Here is a 23,782-nt window from a genome sequence, read left to right on the forward strand (position 1 = left end):
GGAAGGCCGGGCTCGGCCTCTCAGCGGCCCCTGAAGACCGGCGGTCGCTTCTCGCGCCAGGCGCGGCCGCCCTCGGCCAGGTCTTCGGAAGCGACGGAGCGCTGCACCTCGCGCTGGATCGCAGCGGCGTCGGCCGTGCCGCGCGCGATCTGGTTCAGGTGCTTCTTCATGCCCAGCAGCGCCAGCGGCGCCATGCCGGCGAGCGTGCCGCGCAGGCGCAGCACTTCGGCCTCGAGCGCGGCGGCGTCGTCGACCAGTTGCGTGAGAAAGCCGCAGTCCCGCATGGCGGGGCCGTCGAGCTTCTCGGCGGTCAGGAACAGCCGCTTGGCCGTATCCAGCCCGAGCCGCGACACATAGCGCTGCATGCCGCTCTGGTAGTAGTGCAGGCCGAGCCGCGCGGCGGGCATGAACATCTCGGCGCTGCGCACGCCCACGCGGAAGTCGCAGGCCAGCACCAGATCGGTGGCGCCGCCGAAGACGCCGCCATGCACCGCCGCGATGGTGACCGCACGGCAGTTCTCGAGCGCATCGACCATGTCGCCGAAGCTGCGGCCCTCGGTCTGGCTGGAGGCCACCTCCGAGATGTCGTAGCCGCTGCAGAAGTACTTGCCTTCTGAGCGCAGCACCAGCACCAGCACCTCGGGCGCGCGGTTCACCGTCTCCAGCAGGCGAACCAGCTCCGGCAGGTCCTCCGGCGTGAGCTTGTTCGCGGCCTGGGGGCGGCGCAGCGTGAGGAAGGCGGCCGGGCCGTCGATCTGGAGCGTAGGCAACATTGATGTACCAAATGATTGAATTGATATATCTGAAAGGTTAGCTAATATAGCCGCACCCATGCAACCCGCGAAAACCCTCGACACCGGCAGCCTGCAGGACCAGATCCGCGCCCGGCTCGAAAAAGACATCCATGACGGCACGCTGTCGCCCGGCATGCCCATTGACGAAAAAGCGCTGGCGCTGAGCTTCAACACCTCGCGCACCCCGGTGCGCGAGGCGCTGCTGGTGCTAAGCGCGCGCGGGCTGGTCGACATCGTTCCGCGCACCGGCATCTACGTGCGCCAACTGCGAGCGAACGAACTGGTGGCGATGATGGAAGCGCTCGGCGAGCTGGAAGGTGTGCTGGCGCGGCTGGCCGCACTGCGCATCGGCCCGGCGCTGCGCGACGAACTGCAGCACGCGCTGGCCGGAACGGCCGCGCAGGCCCAGGTGGACGACGCGGCGGGCTACCAGCTCGCCAATGCCGCGCTGCACGACGTGATCTACCGTGCCAGCGGCAATCCCTTCATCGTCGAGCAGGCGCAGACGGTGCGCCTGCGCATCGCCGCCTACCGGGGGCAGATGTTCGAGAAACCCGGGCGCCTGGCCGCTTCACAGCGCGAGCACGAGCGGGTGGTGGAGTGGATCCTGAAGGGCCACGCCGACAACGCCGCGGAGGCGATGCGCGACCACATCTCGATGGGCGGCAAGGTGTTTGCCGACCTGGTGCTGAACAACAGTTTCGGCTAAGGCGACGCTGAACAGGTCCCTCGCGTGTCGCGGGGACTGGTTCAGCGTCGCCCTTGATGAAACACGCCGTGTGAGGTGCGCAGCCTTGCCAGGCAACCGGGTGCGCCCCCTTGAGGGGGAAGCGCCGCAGGCGCTTCGGGGGTGTTCCACATCAACGCACCCGCATGCCCGGCGTTGCGCCCGGCCACGGCTCCAGTACGTGGATGCCGGGGTGGGCCTTTTCGTCGGCGTGGCTCGCGGCCAGCACCATGCCTTCGCTGATGCCGAACTTCATCTTGCGCGGCGCGAGGTTGGCGACCAGCACGGTGAGCTTGCCCACCAGTTGCGCGGGCTGGTAGGCCGAGGCGATGCCGCTGAACACGTTGCGGGTCTTTCCCTCGCCGGCGTCGAGCGTCAGGCGCAGCAGCTTGCTGGAGCCCTCGACCTTCTCGCAGGCCACGATCTTCGCGATGCGCAGGTCGATCTTCGCGAACTCGTCGATGGTGATGCCCGGCGCCAGCGCCTCTCCGCCGGGCAGGGCGGCCTCGGCCTTGGCTTCGGGCGCGGCGGGCGGCTCGAACAGCGCGTCGAGCTGCTTCACTTCCACGCGCTGCAGCAGGTGCTGGTAGGCGCCGATGCGGTGGCCCGCACCCAGCAGCGTCTGCGCGTCGGCCGCGCCGAGCGGGGCGGGGAGCTGGAGGAAGGACTCCACCTGCGCCGCGAGCGCCGGCAGCACCGGCTTGAGGTAGATGCAGAGCAGGCGGAAGGCCTCGATGCAGGTGGTGCAGACGTCCTGCAGGCGCGCGTCCTGTCCGTCCTGCTTGGCCAGTTCCCAGGGCTTGTTGGCGTCCACGTATTCATTCACGCGGTCGGCCAGCAGCATGACATCGCGCAGGGCGCGTGCGGTGTCGCGTTTCTCGAAGGCGTCGAAGATGGTGGACGCCTGTGCGCGCAGCGCGTCCAGCAGCGCCTGCCCGTCCGCGCTGACCGTGCCGAGCTGGCCGCCAAAGCGCTTGGCGATGAAGCCCGCCGCGCGCGACGCGATGTTGACGAACTTGCCGACCAGGTCGCTGTTGACCCGGGCCATGAAGTCCTGCGGGTTGAAGTCGATGTCCTCGTTGCGGCCGTTGAGCTTGGCCGCCAGGTAGTAGCGCAGCCATTCCGGGTTCATGCCCAGGCCCAGGTACTTGAGCGGGTCCAGGCCGGTGCCGCGGCTCTTGCTCATCTTCTCGCCGTTGTTCACGGTGAGAAAGCCGTGCACGAATATGTTGTCCGGCGTCTTGCGGCCGCTGAACTTCAGCATCGCCGGCCAGAACAGGGTGTGGAAGGTGACGATGTCCTTGCCGATGAAGTGCACCTGCTCCAGCGCCGGGTCGGCCATGTAGGCGTCGTAGTCCTCGCCGCGTTTCTCCAGCAGGTTCTTCAAGGAGGCGAGGTAGCCCACCGGCGCGTCCAGCCAGACGTAGAAGTACTTGCCCGGGGCATCCGGAATCTCGATGCCGAAGTAGGGCGCGTCGCGGCTGATGTCCCAGTCGCCCAGGCCCTCGCTGGTGCTGCCGTCCGGGTTCGTCCGCACGGTGAACCACTCCTTGACCTTGTTGGCCACCTCGGGCTGCACATGGATGCCGTTCTGGGTCCACTGCTCCAGGAATCCGACGCAGCGCGGGTCCGACAGCTTGAAGAAGAAGTGTTCGGAATTCTTCAGGACCGGCCTGGCGCCCGAGAGGGCCGAGTACGGGTCGATCAGGTCGGTCGGCGCATAGACCGTGCCGCAGGCCTCGCAGTTGTCGCCGTACTGGTCCCTGGCGTGGCACTTGGGGCATTCGCCCTTGATGTAGCGGTCCGGCAGGAACATGTTCTTCTCGGGGTCGAAGAACTGCTCGATCGTGCGGGTCTCGATCAGGCCGGCGGCCTTCAGGTCGCGGTAGATCTGCTGGGCCAGCTGGTGGTTCTCGGGCGCGTCGGTGCTGTGCCAGTTGTCGAAGGCGATGTGGAAGCCGTCGAGGTAGGGTTTGCGGCCCGCCGCGATGTCGGCCACGAACTGCTGCGGCGTCTTGCCCGCCTTCTCGGCGGCGATCATGATCGGCGCGCCGTGGGCGTCGTCGGCGCCGACGAAGTTCACCGCGTTGCCCTGCATCCGCTGGAACCGCACCCAGATGTCGGCCTGGATGTACTCCATGATGTGGCCGATGTGGAAATGGCCGTTGGCGTAGGGCAGCGCGGTGGTGACGAAGAGTTTGCGTGGGGGCATCGGGACGGGCTTTCGGCAGTCGTTCGGTCGCCTCGGACGGGCGAACCCACGATTTTAAGGTGGCACCTGCCACACCGCAGATGCGTCCCGGCATGGGAGGATCAATGGATGCGGCCGGCTTCGCTAGACTTCCCGCCATGACAGAACAAACTCTTTTGGCAGCGCTGGCCGAGGTCCGCGATCCGGCCACCGGCAAGGACTTCGTCTCCACCCGCGCACTGCGCGGCCTGACGCTGGACGCGCGGGGCCATGCGCGCTTCGAAGTCGAGCTGGGCTACCCGGCCGCCAGCCGGCATGCCGCGCTGCGCGATGCGCTCGTGGCCGCCGCCCTGCGCGTGCCGGGCGTGCAGCAGGTGTCCGTGCAGATCGGCACCCGCATCGTGGCCCATTCGGTGCAGCGCGGCCTGCAGCCCATGCCCGAGGTGAAGAACATCGTGGCCGTCGCCTCGGGCAAGGGGGGCGTGGGCAAGAGCACCACCGCCGCCAACCTGGCGCTGGCGCTCGCGGCCGAGGGCGCGGCGGTGGGGCTGCTCGATGCCGACATCTACGGCCCGAGCGTGCCGACCATGATGGGCATCGCCGGACAGAGGCCCCCCAGCACCGACGGCAAGACCATGGACCCGCTGCATGCCCATGGCATCCAGGTGATGTCGATCGGCTTCCTGGTCGAGCCCGACCAGGCCATGATCTGGCGCGGCCCCATGGCCACGCAGGCGCTGGAGCAGTTGCTGCGCCAGACCAACTGGAAGGGCCTGGACTACCTGGTGGTCGACATGCCGCCCGGCACCGGCGACATCCAACTCACGCTGAGCCAGCGCGTGCCGATCGCCGGCGCGGTGATCGTCACCACGCCGCAGGACATCGCCCTGATCGACGCCAGGAAGGGCGTGAAGATGTTCGAGAAGGTGGGCGTGCCGCTGCTGGGGCTGGTGGAGAACATGGCGGTGCACGTCTGCAGCCAGTGCGGCCATGCCGAGCACATCTTTGGCGAGGGCGGCGGCCGCCGCATGGCGGCGGACTACGGCATGGCCTACCTGGGCGCGCTGCCGCTGGCGCTGGACATCCGCCTGCAGGCCGACGGCGGCACGCCGACCGTCGCCGCCGCGCCCGAGGGCGCGCATGCGGCGCTCTACCGCGACATCGCCCAGCGCGTGGCGGTGGCGCTGGCCGAGCGCGGCAAGGACTACTCCGCGCGCTTCCCGAGCATCACGGTCAGCCAGAACACGTGAGCACCGCTGCCACCGCCGCGGCATGAACCTGCTGGCGTCCATGCGCTACCTGGTGGCGCTGCACCAGTACCGGCATTTCGGCCGTGCGGCGCAGGCCTGCCACATCACGCAGCCGGCGCTGTCCAACGCCCTGCGTGCACTGGAAAAGGAATTCGGGGCGGTGATCGTGCGGCGCGGGCGCGCCTACGCCGGGCTCACGCCGGAGGGCACCCAGGTGCTGCACACCGCCCAGCGCATGCTGCACGAGCATGAGCGGCTGCGGCAGGACATCAGCGCATCCGCGGGCCGCCTGCGGGGCACCCTGCGCATGGCGGCGGTGCCCACCGCGATCCCGATCCTCACGCGCTTCGCGGCCATGCTGTTCACGCGGCAGCCCGGCATCACGCCGGTGGTGCTGTCCACCAGTTCGCAGGAGCTGGAGACCGGGCTCGAGGACCTGTCGCTCGAACTCGCACTGGGCTACACCGAGCGCATGGGCCGCGAGAGCCGGGCGCGCCTGCTGGCCTGGGCGCAGTACGCCGAGCACTACTACTTCGTGCGCCGCGCCGCGCCGGCCGCGCAGGAAGGCTTGCGCATCGGCCCGGCGCTGAGCTGGGCCGAGGCTTCGAGGCATCCGCTGTGCCTGCTCACGCCCGACATGCACAACCGCGCCCTGATCGACCAGGCGTTTCTCGCCGCGGGTGCGCCGGTGTCGCCGGCGCTGCAGACCAACTCCGTGCTGAGCCTGGTGCTGTCGGTGGCCGGCGGCGGCGTCTGCAGCATATTGCCCGGCGCCATGGTGGCCACGCTGCGCGGCCATCGCGAACTCGAGGCGCTTCCCCTGACCGGCCCCGAGGTCCGCACGCCCATCGGGTTCATGACGCAGGCCGGCGTGCAGCCGACCAGGGCGCTGCAGGCCGCGCTGGACCTGCTGGCCGATCCGGACTGGGTCCGGCAGTGCGGCGAAAACGCGGGCGACATCACGCCCTGACGTCGGGGTTTGCCCGGGGTCCGACGCCGCCGCGTGCACGGTCCGCGCCTGCGCCCCAGAGGAAGGGCGGCGGATGTGCACTGCATCATTTCTTCTGCGAATGCCCCGATCCAGGGATTGAATTTGACGCGGCAGAAATGCCTCGCCCACACTCCGGCGCACGGCGGGCGGACAGCCTGGGCCGGACATCTCCATTTGCGGGCCTCCATGACCGATCTTTCCTCTCCCGATGCGCTGGACGTGGTGGCAGCGCTGATCGCCCGGCACCGCGGCAGTCCCGGCGCGCTCATGCCCTTGCTGCATGCGGTGCAGGACGCGCTGGGCCACGTGCCGGCCGCGGCCGTGCCGCTGATGGCGCAGGCGCTCAACCTGTCGCGCGCCGAGGTGCATGGCGTCATCCGCCACTACCCGCACTTCCGTGAAGCCCCGGCGGGCCGCCATGTGGTGCAGGTCTGCCGCGCCGAGTCCTGCCAGGCGCTTGGGGCGGACGCGCTGATGGCGCATGCGGCCCAGGTGCTCCACTGCGCGGAGCACGCCACCCGCGAGGATGGCGCGGTGACGCTCGAACCGGTGTACTGCCTGGGCCTGTGCGCCTCGTCGCCGGCCGTCATGGTCGATGGGCGCCTGCATGCGCGCATGACGCCGCAGAAGTTCGACCGCATCGCGGCGGCGCTGGAGCTGGCGTGAACCCGGTTCGCATCTACATCCCGCGCGACTCGGCGGCGCTGGCCGTCGGCGCGGACGAAGTCGCGGCGGCGCTGGCGGCTGCCTGCGCGCAGCGCGGGCTGTCCGTGCAGATCGTGCGCAACGGCTCGCGCGGCCTGTTCTGGCTGGAGCCGCTGCTGGAAGTGCAGACGGCGCAGGGGCGCCTGGCCTACGGGCCGGTCGAGCCCGAAGATGTCCCCGGCCTGCTGGACGCGGGCCTGCTGTACGGCGGCACGCATCCGCTGGCGCAGGGCCTGACGGAGCAGATCCCCTTCCTGGCGCGGCAGGAGCGCCTGACCTTTGCCCGCGTGGGCGTGACCGATCCGCTCTCGCTCGCCGACTACGAGGCCCATGGCGGCTGGGCGGGCCTGCGCCGCGCACTCGCGCTGGGCGGGGCGGCCGTGGTGGAGGAGGTGCTGCAGTCCGGCCTGCGCGGCCGGGGCGGCGCCGCTTTCCCTGCCGGCATCAAATGGAAGACCGTGCGCGCCGCCGCGGCGGCCCGCAAGTACGTGGCCTGCAACGCCGACGAGGGCGACTCGGGCACCTACTCCGACCGCATGACCATGGAAGGCGACCCGTACATGCTGATCGAGGGCATGGCGATCGCCGGCATTGCCGTGGGCGCGACGCAGGGCTACGTCTACATCCGTTCCGAGTACCCGCACGCCATCGCCACGATGCAGGCCGCGATCGAGCGGGCGAGCGCGGCCGGATTCCTTGGCGAGCATGTGCTGGGCTCCGACGGCGCGTTCCGCCTCGAGGTGCGCAAGGCGGCGGGCTCTTACGTGTGCGGCGAGGAAACCGCCATGCTCGAAAGCCTCGAAGGCAAGCGCGGCATCGTGCGCGCCAAGCCTCCGCTGCCGGCAGTGCAAGGGCTGTTCGGCCAGCCCACGGTGATCCACAACGTGATCACCCTGGCCTCGGTGCCGCTGATCCTGGAACGCGGCGCGGAGTTCTATCGCGGCTTCGGCGTGGGGCGCTCGACCGGGACGCTGCCGATCCAGCTGGCCGGCAACATCCGCCGCGCGGGCCTGGTGGAGAAGGCCTTCGGCGTGACCCTGCGCGAACTGATCTTCGATTACGGCGGCGGCACGGCCTCGGGCCGCCCGGTCAAGGCGGTGCAGGTCGGCGGGCCGCTGGGCGCCTACGTGCCAGCGGCGCACTGGGATCTGCCGCTGGACTACGAGGCCTATGCCGCCGTGGGCGCGGTGGTGGGGCATGGCGGCATCGTGGTCCATGACGACACCGCGGACATGGCCCGGCTCGCACGCCATGCCATGGAATTCTGCGCGATCGAGTCCTGCGGCAAGTGCACGCCCTGCCGCATAGGCTCCACGCGCGGCGTAGAGGTGATCGACCGCATCACCGGCAACCAGCAGCGCGAGCAGCAGGTGCGGTTGCTGCGCGACCTGTGCGACACCATGCTGCACGGCTCGCTGTGCGCCATGGGCGGGATGACGCCTCATCCGGTGCTGTCGGCCCTCGAGCACTACCCGCAGGATTTCGGCCTGGCCGCGCCCGCACCGCATGCTGCCTGAAGGAGAACACCATGTTCGAACCCCTCCACGACACCGACTGGGGCACGCCCCGGCGGGAATCCGCCGAAGACGTGACGCTGCAGATCGACGGCGTGCCGGTCACCGTGGCAAAAGGCACGTCGCTGATGCGTGCGGCCATGGAAGCCGGCGTGCGCGTGCCCAGGCTGTGCGCCACCGACAGCCTCGAACCCTTCGGCTCCTGCCGCCTGTGCCTGGTGGAGGTTGAGGGGCGCAGGGGCTTCCCGGCTTCCTGCACCACGCCGGCCGAGCCGGGCATGAAGGTGCGCACCCAGACGCCCAGGCTGCAGGAACTGCGCAAGGGCGTCATGGAGCTCTACATCTCCGACCATCCGCTGGACTGCCTGACCTGCAGCGCCAACGGCGACTGCGAACTGCAGGACATGGCCGGCGTCACCGGCCTGCGCAACGTGCGCTACGGCTTCGACGGAGCCAACCACCTCCAGGACGAGAAAGACGAGTCCAACCCCTACTTCACCTACGACCCGTCCAAGTGCATCGTCTGCAGCCGCTGCGTGCGCGCCTGCGAGGAGACGCAGGGCACGTTCGCCCTGACCATCAGCGGCCGGGGCTTCGCGTCGCGCGTGTCCGCGGGGCAGGACCAGCCGTTCATGGAGTCCGAGTGCGTGAGCTGCGGCGCCTGCGTGCAGGCCTGTCCCACGGCCACGCTGCAGGAGAAGAGCGTCATCATGCTGGGCCAGGCCGAGCACAGCGCCGTGACCACCTGCGCCTACTGCGGCGTGGGCTGCGGCTTCAAGGCCGAGATGAAGGGCAGCGAAGTGGTGCGCATGGTGCCCTGGAAGGATGGCAAGGCCAACGAGGGCCATTCCTGCGTCAAGGGCCGTTTCGCCTGGGGCTATGCCACGCACCCGGACCGCATCACCAGGCCGATGATCCGCAGCAGCATCACCGATCCCTGGCGCGAGGTCAGTTGGGAGGAGGCCATCGGCCACGCCGCCCGCGAGTTCCGCCGCATCCAGGCGGCCCACGGCAAGGATGCGGTGGGCGGCATCACCTCCTCGCGCTGCACCAACGAGGAGGCCTACCTGGTGCAGAAGCTGGTCCGCGCGGCCTTCGGCAACAACAACGTGGACACCTGCGCGCGCGTCTGCCATTCGCCGACCGGATACGGCCTGGGCCAGACCTTCGGCACGTCCGCCGGCACCCAGACCTTCAGGTCCGTCGAGAAGGCCGACGTGATCATGGTCATCGGCGCCAACCCGAGCGCGGCGCACCCGGTGTTCGCCTCGCGCATGAAGAAGCGCCTGCGCGAAGGCGCGCGCCTCATCGTGGTGGACCCGCGCCAGATCGACCTGGTGCGGTCGCCGCACGTCCAGGCCGACTTCCACCTGCAACTGCGCCCGGGCACCAACGTCGCAGTCATCACGGCGCTGGCGCACGTGGTGGTGACCGAGGGCCTGCTGGCGGCCGACTACATCGGCGAGCGCTGCGACGAGAAGTCCTTCCGCGAGTGGAAGGACTTCGTGGAGCAGCCCGGGAATTCGCCCGAGGCGCTGGAGGCCGTGAGCGGCGTGCCCGCCGCCCAGGTGCGCGGCGCGGCGCGCCTGTACGCCACCGGCGGCAACGCGGCGATCTACTACGGGCTGGGCGTCACCGAGCATGCACAGGGCTCGACCATGGTCATGGGCATTGCCAACCTGGCCATGGCGACCGGCAACGTCGGGCGCGAGGGAGTCGGCGTCAATCCATTGCGCGGGCAGAACAACGTGCAGGGCTCGTGCGACATGGGCTCGTTCCCGCACGAGCTGCCGGGCTATCGGCACATCTCGGACTCCACCGTGCGCGCGCAGTTCGAGGGCGCCTGGGGCGTGGAGCTGAACCCGGAGCCCGGGCTGCGCATCCCCAACATGTTCGATGCCGCACTGTCGGGCAGTTTCAAGGGCCTGTACTGCGAAGGCGAGGACATCGTGCAGTCCGACCCGAACACCCAGCACGTGGCCGCATCGCTGATGGCCATGGAGTGCATCGTGGTGCAGGACATCTTCCTCAACGAGACCGCCAAGTACGCCCACGTGTTCCTGCCGGGGGCGAGCTTCCTGGAGAAGGACGGCACCTTCACCAATGCCGAGCGCCGCATCTCGCGCGTGCGCAAGCTCATGCCGCCGCTGGCCGGCCATGCCGACTGGGAGGTGACGCAGATGCTCTCCAACGCGCTGGGCTACCCGATGCACTACCGCCATCCGCGCGAGATCATGGCCGAGATCGCGGCGCTCACGCCGACCTTCCGCGGCGTCAGCTACGAGAAGATCGACCGCCTGGGCAGCGTGCAGTGGCCCTGCGACGAGAGCACGGAAGAGGCCGGAACGCCGACCATGCACGTGGGCGCCTTCGTGCGCGGCAAGGGCCGCTTCATCATCACCCAGTACGTGCCGAGCGAGGAGAAAGTCACGCGCCGGTTCCCGCTGCTGCTGACCACCGGGCGCATCCTCTCGCAGTACAACGTGGGCGCCCAGACCCGCCGAACCGCCAACAACCAGTGGCACGGCGAGGACCGGCTCGAAATCCATCCGCTCGATGCCCAGGACCGCGGCATCCGCGACGGCGACTGGGTCGGGGTGCAGAGCCGGGCCGGGGACACCGTGCTGCGCGCCACCGTCACCGAGCGCATCCAGCCGGGCGTGGTCTACACCACCTTCCACTTCCCCGAGTCCGGCGCCAACGTCATCACCACCGACAGCTCCGACTGGGCCACCAACTGCCCGGAGTACAAGGTGACCGCGGTGCAGGTGATGCCGGTGGCCCAGCCTTCGGCGTGGCAGCGCTCGTACTCGCGCTTCCATGCGGACCAGCTTGGGCTGCTGGCGGCGGCGCAGCGCCCCGCCGGCGTGCCCGACGCGGTCAGCGCCAAGTGAGCCGGCATGGACAGTGACAACCTCATCCGCATGGCCAACCGCATAGGCGAATTCTTCGAGGCCATGCCGGACCGGCCCGAGGCCATCGAAGGCATTGCCACCCATCTGAAGAAGTTCTGGGACCCGCGCATGCGGCGCCAGTTCCTGGCGCTGCTGGAGCAGGACGACGCCGGCCGCATCAAGGACATCGTGCGCGTCGCCGCGCACAGGCATCGCGCGCTGCTGGAGTGAGGCGCAAAAGCGTGGTTCGGGGCATGATCGCGCCATGCCACGCCTCACCGACAGCCCCACGGCCCTCCTGCCTCCCGCACTCGAAGACTGCGCCGTCCAGGTGTTCGCCAACGGATCGCTCACGGCGCGCGCCGACACGGTGGCCGCCGAGACGCCGGTGGCCCTGGTGTTCAACGGCGTGTCGCATGCCGTGATGATGGCCACGCCCGCGGACCTGGAGGACTTCGCGCTCGGCTTTGCGCTGAGCGAGGGCCTGATCGACAGCCGCGCGGACTGCTATGGCATCGAACTGCGCTGCGACGGCGCGGCCAGCGGCGGCGATCTGGAGGCGCCCGCCGTCGAGGTGCATCTGGACATCGCCAGCCGCTGCTTCGCGCGGCTCAAGGAACGCCGGCGCTCGCTCGCCGGCCGCACCGGCTGCGGCGTCTGCGGCATCGACAGCCTGCAGGCGCTCGACCTGCTGCCCGAGGCCGTGCCGCAGCCCGCCTGGCTGCAGGCGCTCGATGGCCGCGCCGTGCTTGCCGCCTTCGACGGGCTGGCCGCGTTGCAGCCGCTCAATCGCGCCGCCGGCTCGCTGCACGCCGCCGGCTGGGCCTTGCCCGACGGGCGCCTGACCGACGTGCTCGAAGACGTCGGCCGCCACAACGCGCTCGACAAGCTGCTGGGCCGCCTGGCCGCCGCCGGCCGGCTGGGCGAGCCGGGCTTTGCCGTGATGTCCAGCCGCGCCAGCTACGAGCTGGCCCGCAAGTGCGCGCGCCTGGGCGTGCCGGCGCTGGCCACCATCTCCGCGCCCACCGCGCTCGCCATCCGCATCGCCACACAGGCCGGCATGCGGCTCTGGGGCCTGTGCCGCGGGCCGCGCGCGGTGCTGTATGCCGGCGCCGCTGGCAGCGACGCCGGCTGGTGACGGCGCGGGTGTGCGGCGGTGGCAGCACCCGTGCAGGGCCTTGCAGGATATTCTTGGGTAAGAAGTGGCTGTAGCCCAGGTAATACCTGGGCTTATTGCTATGATTTTTATAGCTGAATGACGTCTGCAGGCTGCTCGGCAACCTGGGCGACGGCCGGATTCTCCGGTGGCGCAGGGAACCGCACCGAGCCCCTGGCGGGAAGGAAGCCCGCGTCCCGGCACGCCGATAATCCGCCCACCCGCACAGCCGCAGACCCACGATGCCCCCACGCCGCGCCTCCGTCTCCAGCCACACCGATGCCGATAGCAGCGTGGCCCGCTCGGCGATCCTCGCGGCGGCGCGCATGGAGTTCTCCGCCAAGGGCCTGAGCGGCGCGCGCGTCAACGAGATCGCGGCCCGCGCCGGGGTCAACAAGCAACTCATCTACTACTACTTCGGCAGCAAGGAAGACCTCTACCGCACGGCGCTCGAAGCGGTCTACACCGAGATCCGCACGCAGGAGCGCAGCCTGAAGCTGGGCGACATGCAGCCCGAGGAGGCGATGGCGGCGCTGATCGGCTTCTCGTTCGACTACCTCGCCGAGCACCCCGACTTCATCGGCCTGCTCAACCACGAGAACGCGCAGGGCGCGCGGCACGTGCGCGACTCCAGCGCCATCCGCGACACCAACTCGCCGCTGATCGACCTCATCACCAAGACGCTGGCGCGCGGCATTCGTGCGCGCGTGTTCCGCCGGGGCATCGACCCGGTGCAGCTCTACATCTCGGTGGCCGGCATGTCGTACTTCTTCTTCTCCAACCGCCTGACGCTGGCGTCCATCTTCGGCCGGGATCTTGCGTCGGCCGAGGCGGTGAGCGCCTACCGTGCCCACGTCGTGGGCTTCGCCATGGCCGGCTTGCGCGCCTGATCGCCTCCCTCCGATCCGATGGGCGTTCGCCCAGGCGGGGCTCAGTCCCGACTCATTTTCAACCAAACGGTTGACGCAGTCCGAATGAACCCATATGCTCGTTCCATCGCGTTCGAGAAAGGGCCATGCCATGCAAGGCAACGTTGTCAGACTGCTCGATCCCGCGCAGCTTCCGGCTCGCTTCGAGTCGGTCGAAGCGCTGGAGGAGTTCCTGTCGCGGCCCAGCCAGGCCCTGATCGACGACCTGGCGCAGGTGGACGGCGACATCATGATCCTGGGCGTGGCCGGCAAGATGGGGCCCACGCTCGCGCGCCTGGCCAGGAACGCCGCGCCGCACAAGCGCGTGATCGGCGTGGCGCGCTTCAGCGACGCCGCCGTGCGCCAGCGGCTGGAGCGCTGGGGCATCGAGACCATCGCCGCCGACCTGCTGGACCGCGCCGCCATCGAGGCCCTGCCGCGCCTGCCCAACATCGTGTTCGCGGCCGGCCACAAGTTCGGCGCCAAGGACAACCGGGCGCTGACCTGGGCCATGAACACCCACGTGCCGGCCCTGGTGGCCGATACCTTCCGCGCATCGCGCATCGTCGGCTTCTCCACCGGCAACATCTACCCGCTCACCACGGTGGGGCGGCAGGGCGCGAGCGAGAAGACGCCGCCCGCGCCGCTGGGCGAGTACGCGCAGTCGTGCATCGGGCGCGAGCGCATGTTCGAGTACTTCTCGGGCCGGCATGGCACGCCGGGCCGCATCTTCCGGCTCAACTACGCGATCGACATGCGCTACGGCGTGCTGTATGACATCGCCTCCAAGGTGCACCGGGGCGAGACCGTGGACGTGACCATGGGCCACGTGAACGTGATCTGGCAGGGCGACGCGAACGCGCAGGTGCTGCGCTGCCTGCGCCACTGCACGGTGCCGCCCACGCCGGTGAACTGCACCGGGCCCGAGACGCTGTCGGTGCGCTGGCTGGTGGACGAGTTCGCCGCGCGCCTGGGCGTGAAGGCGCGGGTGAGCGGCCAGGAGGCGCCCACCGCGCTGCTGTCGGACACCACCTTGGCCGGCCGCCTGTTCGGCTACCCGCTGGTGCCGGTGGGCGCCATGTTCGACTGGGTGGCCGACTGGGTCAGGCACGAGCAGCCGGCGTTCAACAAGCCGACCAGGTTCGAGGTCCGGGATGGCGCCTTCTGAGCAACCGTCTTGGCGGTCAAGCGGTATGCATGGTCGAGTCCCATATAGAGCCGTGTTTGGCGTTGGCGGTGCGCCCGCCGCGGCGCCGCTGCCGGCCTGGCTGGAGCGGAGCGGTCTGGCGCGCCGGCGCACGTCCCCGGGCGCGGCCCCCGTCGCCTCCGTCAACGACCACCTGCCTGGGCTGGCCGGTCCCGAATTGGGTTGAACCATGAGCCTCGCTGTCTCTCAAGTCGAACACACGCGCGCGCTGCTGCGCCAGGGCCTGGCGATTCCGGCGCACCCGCTCGCGCTCGATGCGCAGCGCCGGCTCGACGTGCGCCGCCAGCGCGCACTGAGCCGCTATTACCTCGACGCCGGAGCCGGCGGCCTGGCCGTGGGCGTGCACACCACGCAGTTCGCGATCCGCGAGGCGGGCTTGTATGAAGAGGTGCTGCGCCTGGCGATCGAGACGGCGCGCGCCTGGGTGGCGCCCGGCCGCGCGCTCGTCATGGTGGCCGGCGTGTGCGGCCGCACCGCACAAGCCCTGGCCGAAGCACGGCTGGCGCGCAGCCTGGGCTACGACGCCGGCCTGCTGAGCCTGGCTGCGATGCAGGGCCAGAGCGAAGACGCGCTGATCGCGCACTGCGAGGCCGTGGCGCAGGAGATTGCGCTGATCGGCTTCTACATGCAGCCCGCGGTGGGCGGCATGCACCTGAGCGCCGCGTTCTGGGCCCGCTTCGCGGCAATCGGGAATGTGGTGGCGATCAAGGTCGCGCCCTTTCACCGCTACCGCACGCTCGACGTGGTGCGCGGGCTGGTGCAGGCGCGCGCCGAAGAGCGCGTGATGCTCTACACCGGCAATGACGACCATATCGTGCTCGACCTCGTCACGCCCTTCACCGTGCCGCGCGACGGCCGACCGGTGACGGTGCGCTTTCGCGGCGGCCTGCTCGGCCATTGGTCGGTCTGGACCTCGGGCGCGGTGCAGATGCTGGAGCAATGCAAGGCCGCGGCCGCCGGCGCGGCGGTCACGGCCGGGATGCTGGCGCTGGACAGCCGGGTGACCGACTGCAACAGCGCGTTCTTCGACGTGGCCCACGACTTCCACGGCTGCATCGCGGGCTGCCACGAGATCCTGCGCCGCCAGGGCCTGCTCGAAGGCATCTGGTGCCTGGACCCGAACGAGGGCCTGAGCCCGGGCCAGAAGGAAGAGATCGACCGCGTGTGCGCCGAGCACGGCGACCTGGCCGACGATGCCTTCGTGAAGGCCGGCCTGAGCCGCTGGCTCGCGTGAAGGAAACCCCACCATGACGCAGAGCAGACTTGCCCGCTGGACCGTCCACTATCTGCCCGCCGTCGGGCTGTTCGTGGGCTTCATCGCGCTGTGGCAACTGGCGGTGTCGCTGTTCGGCATCCGCGAATATCTGCTGCCCAGCCCGTATGCGGTGTGGCGGGCCATGCTGAGCGACGAGATTCCCTGGCTCGGCCATGCCTGGATCACGGGCGTCGAGATCCTGTGGGCGTTCGTGCTGGCGGGCGTGGCCGGCGTGATGCTGGGCATGGCCATCGCGTGGTCGCCCGGCATCTCGCGCGCGCTCACGCCTTTCCTGGTGTTCGTGAACACCCTGCCCAAGGTGGCGATCGCGCCGCTGTTCCTGATGTGGCTGGGCTACGGCATCCTGCCCAACGTGCTGATCGGCGCGCTGATCGGCTTCTTCCCGGTGGTGATCAACACCGCCGTGGGCCTGACCCAGATCGAGCAGGACATGGTGGACCTCGGGCGCGTGTTCAGCGCGCCCAAATGGAAGGTGTTCATGAAGATCCGCGTTCCCAACGCCTGCCCCTACATCCTGAGTGCCCTCAAGGTCACGGCCACCTCGGCCGTCGTGGGCGCGGTGGTGGGCGAGTTCGTGGCCTCGCAGAAGGGCCTGGGCTACGTGATCATCACCACGCAGAGCAGCATGAACACGCCGGCCGCGTTCGCTGCGCTGGTGTGGATCTCGGTGCTGGGCCTGCTGCTGTATGGCCTGGTGGCGTTGCTCTCGCGCCTGCTTGCGCCCTGGGCCGACGAGGCACCGCGCTGAACCGAAGAATGTCCCCTCCGCTCTCCCCCCACGCCGCCCACCGAAAGGAAAGCACCATGAATCCCAGGATCGCTGTTTCCGCTGCCGCCGCCGTCTGTGCGGCTTTGTGGGCGCTGCTGCCGGCCACGGCAGCGGCCCAGGCGAAGGAGAAGTTCACCTTCTCCCTCAACTGGTTCGCCGTGGGCGACCACGCTGCCTACTGGGTGGCGCTGGACAAGGGCTATTACGCGCAGCGCGGCCTGGACGTGACGCTGGAAAACTCCAAGGGCTCGGGTGATTCCATCGCCAAGGTGGACACCGGCCGCGCCGACGCCGGCCTGGCCGATGCGGTGCCGGTGATCTCGGCCATCTCGCGCGGCGCGCGCGTGAAGATGGTGGGCATGGTGTTCGACAGGACGCCCATGACCTTCTTCAGCCGTGCCGACAGCCCGCTGCTCAAGCCCAAGGACCTCGAAGGCAGGACGGTGGCCGCGCCGGCCGGGGACAGCCAGCGCCTGGCCTTCCCCGCGTTCGCACGACTGAACCAGATCGACCCGGCCAAGGTGAACTGGGTGAACATCGAGCCCACCGCCAAGGTCGCCTCCATCGCCGAGAAGCGCGTGGACGGCGTGGCCGACTACACCACCGGCCAGCCGTTCTACGACAAGGCCATGGGCCCGGGCAAGGCCGTGCGCCTGCAATGGGCTGATTTCGGCTTCGACCTCTATGCCATGTCCATCATCTCGGGCGAGAAGACCATGGCCGAAAAACCCAGGCAGCTCAAGGCCTTCCTGGAAGCCTCCTACATGGGCTGGCGCGACGCGATGGCCAACCCCAAGGAGGCGCTGGCCATCTACAAGAAGCGCGTGCCCGAGATCGACGTGGCCATCATCGAATCCAACATGATGATGGGCTTCGACCTCATGCGTACCAGGAACTATGCCGACAACGGCATCGGCTGGATCGACGGGAAGAAGATGTGCGCCTCCACCGACATCGTCAACACCTACATGGGCCTGCCCAGGAAGGTGGATTGCAAGGCGGTTTTCAGCACCGACTACTTCACCAAGGTGGCGATGCCGCTGCCGGTCCAGTAGGCAAGGGCGCGACACGACGACAGGCATGCAGGAAGCCCAGTGATGAGCCCAGCAACAGAGCAAAAGCACGGCGCGGCCCCGGGCCGCGTTCTCATCGAGGTTGAGCATGCCGGCATGATCTACCAGGCCGACAGTGGCCCGGTGGAGGCGCTGCGCGACATTTCGCTGCAGATCCGCGAGGGGGAGTTCGTGGCGCTGGTCGGTCCCAGCGGCTGCGGCAAGTCCACGCTGATGCGCGCCATTGCCGGCCTGCGCCCGGTGACCAGCGGGCGCATCCGGGTGGACGGCGTGCCGGTGCATCAGCCCATCCCCAAGGTCGGCATGGTGTTCCAGGCCGCGCTGCTGCTCAAGTGGCGCTCGGTGCTCGACAACGTGCTGCTGCCGGTGGAGCTCTCGGGCGGCAACCCCGCGCAGCACCGTGAACGCGCGCTCGCGCTGCTGCAGATGGTGGGCCTGGGCGACTTCGCCGACAAGCGACCCGGCGAACTCTCGGGCGGCATGCAGCAACGCGCCTCGCTCTGCCGCGCCCTGATCCTGGACCCGCCCATCCTGCTGATGGACGAGCCGTTCGGCGCGCTGGACGCCATGACGCGCGACGAGATGAACATCGAGCTGCTGCGCATCTGGGGCGAGAGCAGCAGCGGTGGCCGGCGCAAGACCATCGTGTTCGTGACGCACTCGATCCCCGAGGCGGTGTTCCTGGCCGACCGCGTGGTGGTGATGTCGCAGCGCCCCGGCCGTGTGGCCAACATCCGCCTGGTGGACATCGCGCGACCGCGTACCGCCGAAACCCGAGCCGATCCGGCGCTGGGCCGCATGTCCTTCGAGCTGTACACCGAACTCTCGGGCGCCAACGGCCGGCGTGCATCGCGGGCCGGCCCGCAGTGGTGAGCAGCCGCCGCCCCGCGGCCGAAAAAGCGGCGCCGTGCGCATCGCCCTGTGCAACGAGGACACCATGACTGCCGCCCCCCGCGTGAAGGTGTTGTCCGTCGAGCGCTTCGAGTCGCCCTACCGGCTACGCCTGCCGTTCCGCTTTGGCGTCATCACCGTGACCGAAGGCCGCCAGGCCATCGTGCGCGTGCGTGTGCGCCACGAAAACGGGCGCCAGGGCGCGGGCTACGCGGCCGAGGCGCTGGGCGCTAAATGGTTCGACAAGAACCCAGCGCTGTCCGATGCGCAGAACCATGACCAGTTGCGCAAGGCGCTCGAGATGACCGGCGAGGCCTATGGCGCGGCGCCCTGGCTCAGCGCCTTCGACCTGTTCGCGCAGCACTACCGCGAGCTGTTGGACGCGGGCATGGCGTGCGGCCTGAATCCGCTGGTCACCAGCTACGGCCCGGCGCTGATCGACCGCGCGGTGCTCGACGCGCTGTGCCGCATCGAAGGCCTGAGCTTCTGGCAGGCCCTGCGGCACAACCGGCCCGGCCTGCGCGCGCACGCCATCGCACCCGATCTGCAGGGCTTTGCGCTCACGCCCTTCCTGCGCGGCCTCCAGCCCCTGACCACGGTGGCGGCGCGCCACACCGTGGGCCTGCTGGACCCCCTCGTGGCGGGCGACCAGGCGGCGGGTGCGCGCGTGAACGACGGCTTGCCCGAGACCCTGGAGGAGGTGGTGGCGGCCTACGGCAACCGCTACTTCAAGCTCAAGGTGTCGGGCCAGGCCGAGGCCGACCTGGAGCGGCTGCGCCGCATCGCCTCGGTGCTCGACCGGCTGACCGAGCCCTACGCGGTCACGCTGGACGGCAACGAGCAGTACGAAGACGCCGGGGCCATCGCCGCGCTGTGGCAGCGCATGTCCGGCGAGCCCGCGCTGCGCCGCCTGTGCGGGGCCACGCTGCTGATCGAGCAGCCGATCAGGCGGCAGAGGGCGCTGGCCCAGCCGGTGACGGCGCTGGCGCGCCACAAGCCGGTGATCATCGACGAGTCCGATGGCGACCTCGACGCATTTCCGCGTGCGCGTGCGCTGGGCTATTCCGGTGTCTCCACCAAGGCCTGCAAGGGCCTCTACAAGTCCATCCTGAACCTTGCGCGCTGCCAGGTGTGGAACCAGGCCGAGGGCCGGGCCGTCTACGCCTTGTCGGCGGAAGACCTGACCACCCAGCCCGGCATTGCCGTGCAGCAGGATCTCGCGCTGGTCAGCCTGCTCGGCATCCCGCACGTGGAGCGCAACGCCCACCACTTCATCGACGGTTTCGACGGCCGCCCGCCGGCCGAGGCACAGGCCTACCTGGACGCGCACCCGGACCTGTATCAACTGCAGGATGGCCGCGTGCGCCTGCGCATCGAGCATGGCCAACTGGCCCTGGGTTCGCTCTCAGGCGTGGGCTTCGGCTCCGGCGTGAACCCGGACCTGACGGACACCGCGCCCATGCCGCGCGCCGATTGGCCCCCCACCGCCGCGGAGACCCGATGAGCATTGGCTACGAAAACCACCAGGAAGCGAGGATCGTGCGGGATCAACGCCGCGCTTCGATCAGATGGCGGGCCGAGTGCGCCACCAAGGGCTCGCCCCGGCGCATGCGCTCGTCCAGTGCCCGTAGCGCATCGAGGTAGCTGCGCACCGAGAAGTCCGGCACCCACCACACACACTTGCGCAGGATCCAGACGACGGCGCCCACGTCATGGAACACCATGCGGCAGCGCGCGGTGCGCAGGTCCGTCACGGTGAGCCCGGCGGCCTGCGCCGCCGCCGCTTCAGCCTGCGGATCGCGCATGCGCCGCTCCCGTGGCAGCGGCCCGAGGAAATGCTCGATCAATTCGAAGGCCGATGCCGGCCCCACGTGCTGCGCGAAGTAGTGCCCACCCGGCTGCAGGACGCGATGAATCTCCGCCCAGTCCGGGCGCACCGGATGCCGCGAGGTGACCAGCTCGAAGGACGCATCGGCAAAGGGCAGCGCCGCACCGGCGGCCGTCTCCACGACCTGCACGCCCCTTGCGCCCAGCCGTGCGCGGGCCTTCTGCGCATTGGGCGGCCAGGCCTCGGTCGCGCAGATCACGGGCGGAAAACGCGGCGCCTCGTCCAGTACCTCGCCGCCGCCCGTATCCAGGTCGAGCGCCGACCGCACGCCAGCCAGGCGCTGCGCGAGCAGCCGCGCATAGCCCCACGGCGGGCGCTCCTCGGACGCCCGCCCCGCCAGCCAGTCAAAGCCCCAGCCGCTCACGTCGGCGGCTTCGGCCTCTGCCACCAGATCATCAAAAGGTTTCATTCACGTTCCAACGGTTCGAGGCCGCCGCGCGATCCATGCCGCACGATACCTGCCGTGCGGTCCCGGCCAGATAGCCCATCAACAGGTCCAGGATCGCACATTCGACCGATGCGGCCGGAAACTGCGGAGGCGCTTCGATCACCGCCGCATGCACCAGCGACTCCATCGTCTGCAGTACCACCCAGGTCGCCAGATCGCGGTTGCGCGGCGCGATCTCGTCGCGGTGTTCTTCCAGCAACTGCCGCACGCGCCGGTAGATGCCGTCGTCCGCCGGGCGCTGGTCCCTGGGCGCATCGAAGAACGGGAACTCCTTCTCCAGCGCCCGGTGCAGTTCCGGCTCGACCCGGTGCGCGGCCAGCAGCGCATGCAACATGGCCTGGACATGCCCGCGCAGGTTGCGCGGCTGGCTGGCGGCCAGCACGGTGTCTATGGCGGTGCACATCTGCGCCGCATGGCGCTCGTGCAGCGCGGTGATCAGCGAGTCCTTGTTCGGGAAGTACTGGTAGACCGATCCCACGCTGACCCCGGCGCGCTCGGCCACCGTGAGGCGTACGGCCTGGCGCAGCAGGCGAAAGCCCAGGCCGGCCTCCGCGAAGGCGCGCAGCAAGGTGGGCGCGAGCACCCCGCGGCGAGCGCGCAATCCTCGCGCGACGCAGAGGGATCCGATCTCGTCGCGCGTGTCATCGTGAAGGCCGGCCACGCCATGTGTCCTATACCCCGATGCGCAGCGTTGCGGGCACGCCCGCGATGTCAGTGCCTCTGGCCTCCAGCGCCTCAGGCCTGCCCATCGGCAGCCAGTTTGCGGCGCGCGCGGGTGGCGAAGATCTGCTGTTCTGGAATGGTCCGTGGCTGAATGGATTCAGCAGAAGTTCTCGTTAACAATGAAATACAATAAAGATTGATTCGCATTCAAAAACACACCAGAGGGACGATTTCAATCCTATGCAAGCCACTCCCCGCCGCAAGCTGCGGTTCAATTCCATCGTGCTGGCCGTGATGGCTGCCAGCGCCTGCTCCAGCGCAATGGCCCAGGTGGCGGCGGGCGCCGGCGACAGGTCCGACGCCCAACTGGCGACGCTCCCGCAGGTCACGGTGCGTGACAAGTACGAGCGCGAAGACCTCCCCACGCTGGCGCCGGGGCGCAAGGCTGCCAAGGGCGCGCGTCTGGGCATTTTGGGTGCGACTTCCATCGTCGATGCGCCGGTGCACGTCAACGCCTATACGCGCGAACTGGCCGAGGACTGGTCGGCCCTGTCGCTGCAGGACGTGATGGAAAACGATGCGGCGGTGGTGTTCACCACCAACAAGGGCCACCTGCTGCAGAACTTCAACCTGCGCGGCCTGGACGTGACGGCGATGGACATCGCCACCAATGGCCTGTACGGGATTGCGCCGGCCAATTCGGTGCCGATCGAGATGTTCGAGCGCGTGGAGGTGATGCGCGGCCCCAATGTGCTGCTGTCGGGCATGCCGCCCCTTGCCAGCGTGGCCGGCTCGGTCAACATGGTTACCAAGCGCGCGCTGTCCCAGCCGATCGCGGACCTGACGGCGACCTATGTGTCCGACTCCTACCTGCAGATGCATGCCGACGTGGGTAGGCGCTTCGGCCCCGAGCAGCGCCTGGGCCTGCGCTTCAACGGTGTCTACGGCTCGGGCGACATGGGGGCCCAGGACGAAAGCCAGAAGCGCCGGGTCGGCGCCCTGGGCCTGGACTACCTGGGCGACAGGGCCCGCTTCTCGCTGGACCTGTACAACAGCATCACCAAGATCGACGGCGGCAGCCCGGGCATGTTCAGCTTTCTCGGCACGGCGGCGATTCCCGGCGTGGGACGGCTGCTGGCGCCTCCCCGAGGCGACGTGAACATGTTCCGTGGCACCCACGGCCAATACGACAACAGCGGCGTGCTGGCCCGCGCGGAGGTCGACTTCACGCGGAGCTGGCAGGGCTACTTCGCCATGGGCGGGTCCGAGGCCGACGCCAAGGGCCTGCTGTTCGGCACCCGCGCCATCGTCACCGGCGCGGACGGCACCACCCGCGGCGCCATCTACAACGTGCAGACCCAGTCGGAGCGCCGCACCGCCGAAGCCGGGGTCATCGGCAGGTTCGGAACCGGCAGCGTGCAGCACCGCCTGCAACTGTCCTTCAACGTCTTGAAGCACAAGGAGGGGTCGGTCAACACGGCCTGCAACTACTGCTACACCACCAACCTGTATGCGCCGACCACGCCGACCTTCCCGGGCGCGCCGCAGTGGAAGGGTTACAGCACGGAAAACGAATTCCGCTCGCTGGCGCTGGCCGACGTCATGAGCTTTGCCAACGACAAGGTGCTGCTGACGCTGGGTGCGCGCCACCAGACGGTGAAGACACCGCTCGTGAACGGCGTGCCGTCCCGCTACAGCAAGAGCCGTGTCTCGCCGATGGCCGGCGTGGTGGTGCGGCCCTGGAGTGACGACGTTTCCCTGTATGCCAACTACACCGAAGGCCTGGAGCCCGGCCGCATCGTGGGCGCCGGCTTCGCCAATACCGGCGAGACACTGGCGCCCATGCAGACCCAACAGGGCGAGGTTGGCGTGAAGCTGCAGGCCGGGCGGACCACGCACACGCTGAGCGCCTTCCGCATCCAGAAGCCGTCCATCATCACCAACGGCGGCAACTACCAGGTCCTCGATGGCGAGCAGCGCCTGCGCGGCCTCGAATGGAGCGCCTTCGGCAAGCTCACGCAGACGCTGTCGCTGCTGGGCGGAGTCGAGTACATCAAGTCGCGCCAGGTCAACACCGGCCGGGAGAACTTCGGCGTGCCCAGGCTGCGCACGCGCATCGGCATGGACTGGGAAACACCGGTACACGGCCTGACCATCGGCGGCCGCGTGCTCTACACCGGCTCGCAGTGGGTCGATTCGGGCAACAGGCTGCGCGCGCCGTCCTGGAACCGGCTGGACCTGATGGCCAAGTACGAGACCCGCTTCGGCACCCTGCCCGTGCGCCTGAATGCCAGCGTGGAGAACGTGGCGGACAAGAACTACTGGATCGGCATGTTCAGCGACGGCTTCGTGATGCCCGGCGCGCCGCGCACGTTCCGGCTGTCGGCAACCGTGTCACTCTGATGTCCGGCGTCCCGCCGGGTGTTTGCTGAGCCTG

At 69.3% G+C, this 23,782-nt stretch carries 20 protein-coding genes; 16 read left to right on the forward strand and 4 right to left on the reverse strand.

The window, feature by feature from the left end; translation table 11 throughout:
* Positions 1-20 precede the first annotated feature (20 nt).
* Complete coding sequence (locus JHD63_RS04935; protein WP_198969630.1) at positions 21-773, reverse strand: enoyl-CoA hydratase/isomerase family protein; 753 nt, start codon at positions 771-773, stop codon at positions 21-23.
* 58 nt (positions 774-831) lie between these two features.
* Between JHD63_RS04935 and JHD63_RS04940 the strand changes: the two genes are divergently transcribed.
* Positions 832-1,503: a GntR family transcriptional regulator gene (locus JHD63_RS04940; protein ID WP_198969631.1), complete on the forward strand. Its 672-nt coding sequence runs from the start codon at positions 832-834 to the stop codon at positions 1,501-1,503.
* A 151-nt stretch (positions 1,504-1,654) separates the two neighbouring features.
* Here JHD63_RS04940 and metG read toward each other — a convergent pair whose 3' ends face one another.
* Positions 1,655-3,733 carry a methionine--tRNA ligase gene (metG, locus tag JHD63_RS04945; RefSeq protein ID WP_198969632.1) on the reverse strand — a complete coding sequence of 693 codons (2,079 nt, stop codon included), beginning with the start codon at positions 3,731-3,733 and terminating at the stop codon, positions 1,655-1,657.
* Positions 3,734-3,870: 137 nt separating this feature from the next.
* On the opposite strand from metG, the gene apbC reads away from it, so the two are divergent.
* From apbC to JHD63_RS05015, 14 genes are all read left to right on the forward strand, one after another.
* Positions 3,871-4,962 carry an iron-sulfur cluster carrier protein ApbC gene (gene apbC, locus JHD63_RS04950; RefSeq protein ID WP_233167640.1) on the forward strand — a complete coding sequence of 364 codons (1,092 nt, stop codon included), beginning with the start codon at positions 3,871-3,873 and terminating at the stop codon, positions 4,960-4,962.
* A 22-nt stretch (positions 4,963-4,984) separates the two neighbouring features.
* Positions 4,985-5,932, forward strand: coding sequence for a LysR family transcriptional regulator (locus tag JHD63_RS04955; RefSeq protein ID WP_198969634.1), 948 nt, complete (start codon positions 4,985-4,987; stop codon positions 5,930-5,932).
* A 207-nt stretch (positions 5,933-6,139) separates the two neighbouring features.
* A complete protein-coding gene (locus tag JHD63_RS04960; protein ID WP_198969635.1) occupies positions 6,140-6,619 on the forward strand; it encodes a formate dehydrogenase subunit gamma in 480 nt (159 codons plus the stop codon).
* Entirely contained in the window at positions 6,616-8,175 is a 1,560-nt protein-coding gene (locus JHD63_RS04965) for a formate dehydrogenase beta subunit (RefSeq protein ID WP_198969636.1), read from the forward strand. Before JHD63_RS04960 ends, JHD63_RS04965 begins: the two co-directional genes overlap by 4 nt.
* A gap of 11 nt (positions 8,176-8,186) precedes the next feature.
* On the forward strand, positions 8,187-11,066 hold the full coding sequence (gene fdhF / locus JHD63_RS04970; RefSeq protein WP_198969637.1) for a formate dehydrogenase subunit alpha: 2,880 nt from the start codon (positions 8,187-8,189) through the stop codon (positions 11,064-11,066).
* Between the two features lie 6 nt (positions 11,067-11,072).
* Entirely contained in the window at positions 11,073-11,297 is a 225-nt protein-coding gene (locus tag JHD63_RS04975) for a formate dehydrogenase subunit delta (protein WP_198969638.1), read from the forward strand.
* Positions 11,298-11,331: 34 nt separating this feature from the next.
* Positions 11,332-12,204 (forward strand): formate dehydrogenase accessory sulfurtransferase FdhD, encoded by an 873-nt coding sequence (gene fdhD, locus JHD63_RS04980; RefSeq protein ID WP_198969639.1) that lies wholly within the window; start codon positions 11,332-11,334, stop codon positions 12,202-12,204.
* 260 nt (positions 12,205-12,464) lie between these two features.
* Positions 12,465-13,112: a TetR/AcrR family transcriptional regulator gene (locus tag JHD63_RS04985; RefSeq protein ID WP_198969640.1), complete on the forward strand. Its 648-nt coding sequence runs from the start codon at positions 12,465-12,467 to the stop codon at positions 13,110-13,112.
* Between the two features lie 130 nt (positions 13,113-13,242).
* Entirely contained in the window at positions 13,243-14,298 is a 1,056-nt protein-coding gene (locus JHD63_RS04990; protein WP_198969641.1) for an NAD-dependent epimerase/dehydratase family protein, read from the forward strand.
* 208 nt (positions 14,299-14,506) lie between these two features.
* Positions 14,507-15,571: a dihydrodipicolinate synthase family protein gene (locus JHD63_RS04995; RefSeq protein ID WP_198969642.1), complete on the forward strand. Its 1,065-nt coding sequence runs from the start codon at positions 14,507-14,509 to the stop codon at positions 15,569-15,571.
* A 13-nt stretch (positions 15,572-15,584) separates the two neighbouring features.
* The gene (locus tag JHD63_RS05000) at positions 15,585-16,361 is read left to right on the forward strand and encodes an ABC transporter permease (protein ID WP_198969643.1); all 777 of its coding nucleotides are present in this window, start codon (positions 15,585-15,587) and stop codon (positions 16,359-16,361) included.
* A 56-nt stretch (positions 16,362-16,417) separates the two neighbouring features.
* Positions 16,418-17,437, forward strand: a complete 1,020-nt coding sequence (locus JHD63_RS05005; RefSeq protein WP_198969644.1) for an ABC transporter substrate-binding protein — start codon at positions 16,418-16,420, stop codon at positions 17,435-17,437.
* A gap of 114 nt (positions 17,438-17,551) precedes the next feature.
* Entirely contained in the window at positions 17,552-18,328 is a 777-nt protein-coding gene (locus tag JHD63_RS05010; RefSeq protein WP_198969668.1) for an ABC transporter ATP-binding protein, read from the forward strand.
* Between the two features lie 64 nt (positions 18,329-18,392).
* Positions 18,393-19,850 carry a mandelate racemase gene (locus tag JHD63_RS05015; protein ID WP_198969645.1) on the forward strand — a complete coding sequence of 486 codons (1,458 nt, stop codon included), beginning with the start codon at positions 18,393-18,395 and terminating at the stop codon, positions 19,848-19,850.
* A 43-nt stretch (positions 19,851-19,893) separates the two neighbouring features.
* Here the strand turns inward: JHD63_RS05015 and JHD63_RS05020 are convergent, their stop codons facing one another.
* Both JHD63_RS05020 and JHD63_RS05025 read right to left on the reverse strand, forming a co-directional pair.
* Positions 19,894-20,643: a class I SAM-dependent methyltransferase gene (locus JHD63_RS05020; RefSeq protein WP_198969646.1), complete on the reverse strand. Its 750-nt coding sequence runs from the start codon at positions 20,641-20,643 to the stop codon at positions 19,894-19,896.
* Entirely contained in the window at positions 20,630-21,265 is a 636-nt protein-coding gene (locus tag JHD63_RS05025) for a TetR/AcrR family transcriptional regulator (RefSeq protein ID WP_370590395.1), read from the reverse strand. Before JHD63_RS05025 ends, JHD63_RS05020 begins: the two co-directional genes overlap by 14 nt.
* A 320-nt stretch (positions 21,266-21,585) precedes the next feature.
* On the opposite strand from JHD63_RS05025, the gene JHD63_RS05035 reads away from it, so the two are divergent.
* Positions 21,586-23,748, forward strand: a complete 2,163-nt coding sequence (locus JHD63_RS05035; RefSeq protein ID WP_198969647.1) for a TonB-dependent receptor — start codon at positions 21,586-21,588, stop codon at positions 23,746-23,748.
* The last annotated feature ends 34 nt before the right edge of the window (positions 23,749-23,782 follow it).

It is taken from the genome of Xylophilus sp. ASV27 (assembly GCF_016428875.1).
Lineage (GTDB): Bacteria > Pseudomonadota > Gammaproteobacteria > Burkholderiales > Burkholderiaceae_C > Xylophilus.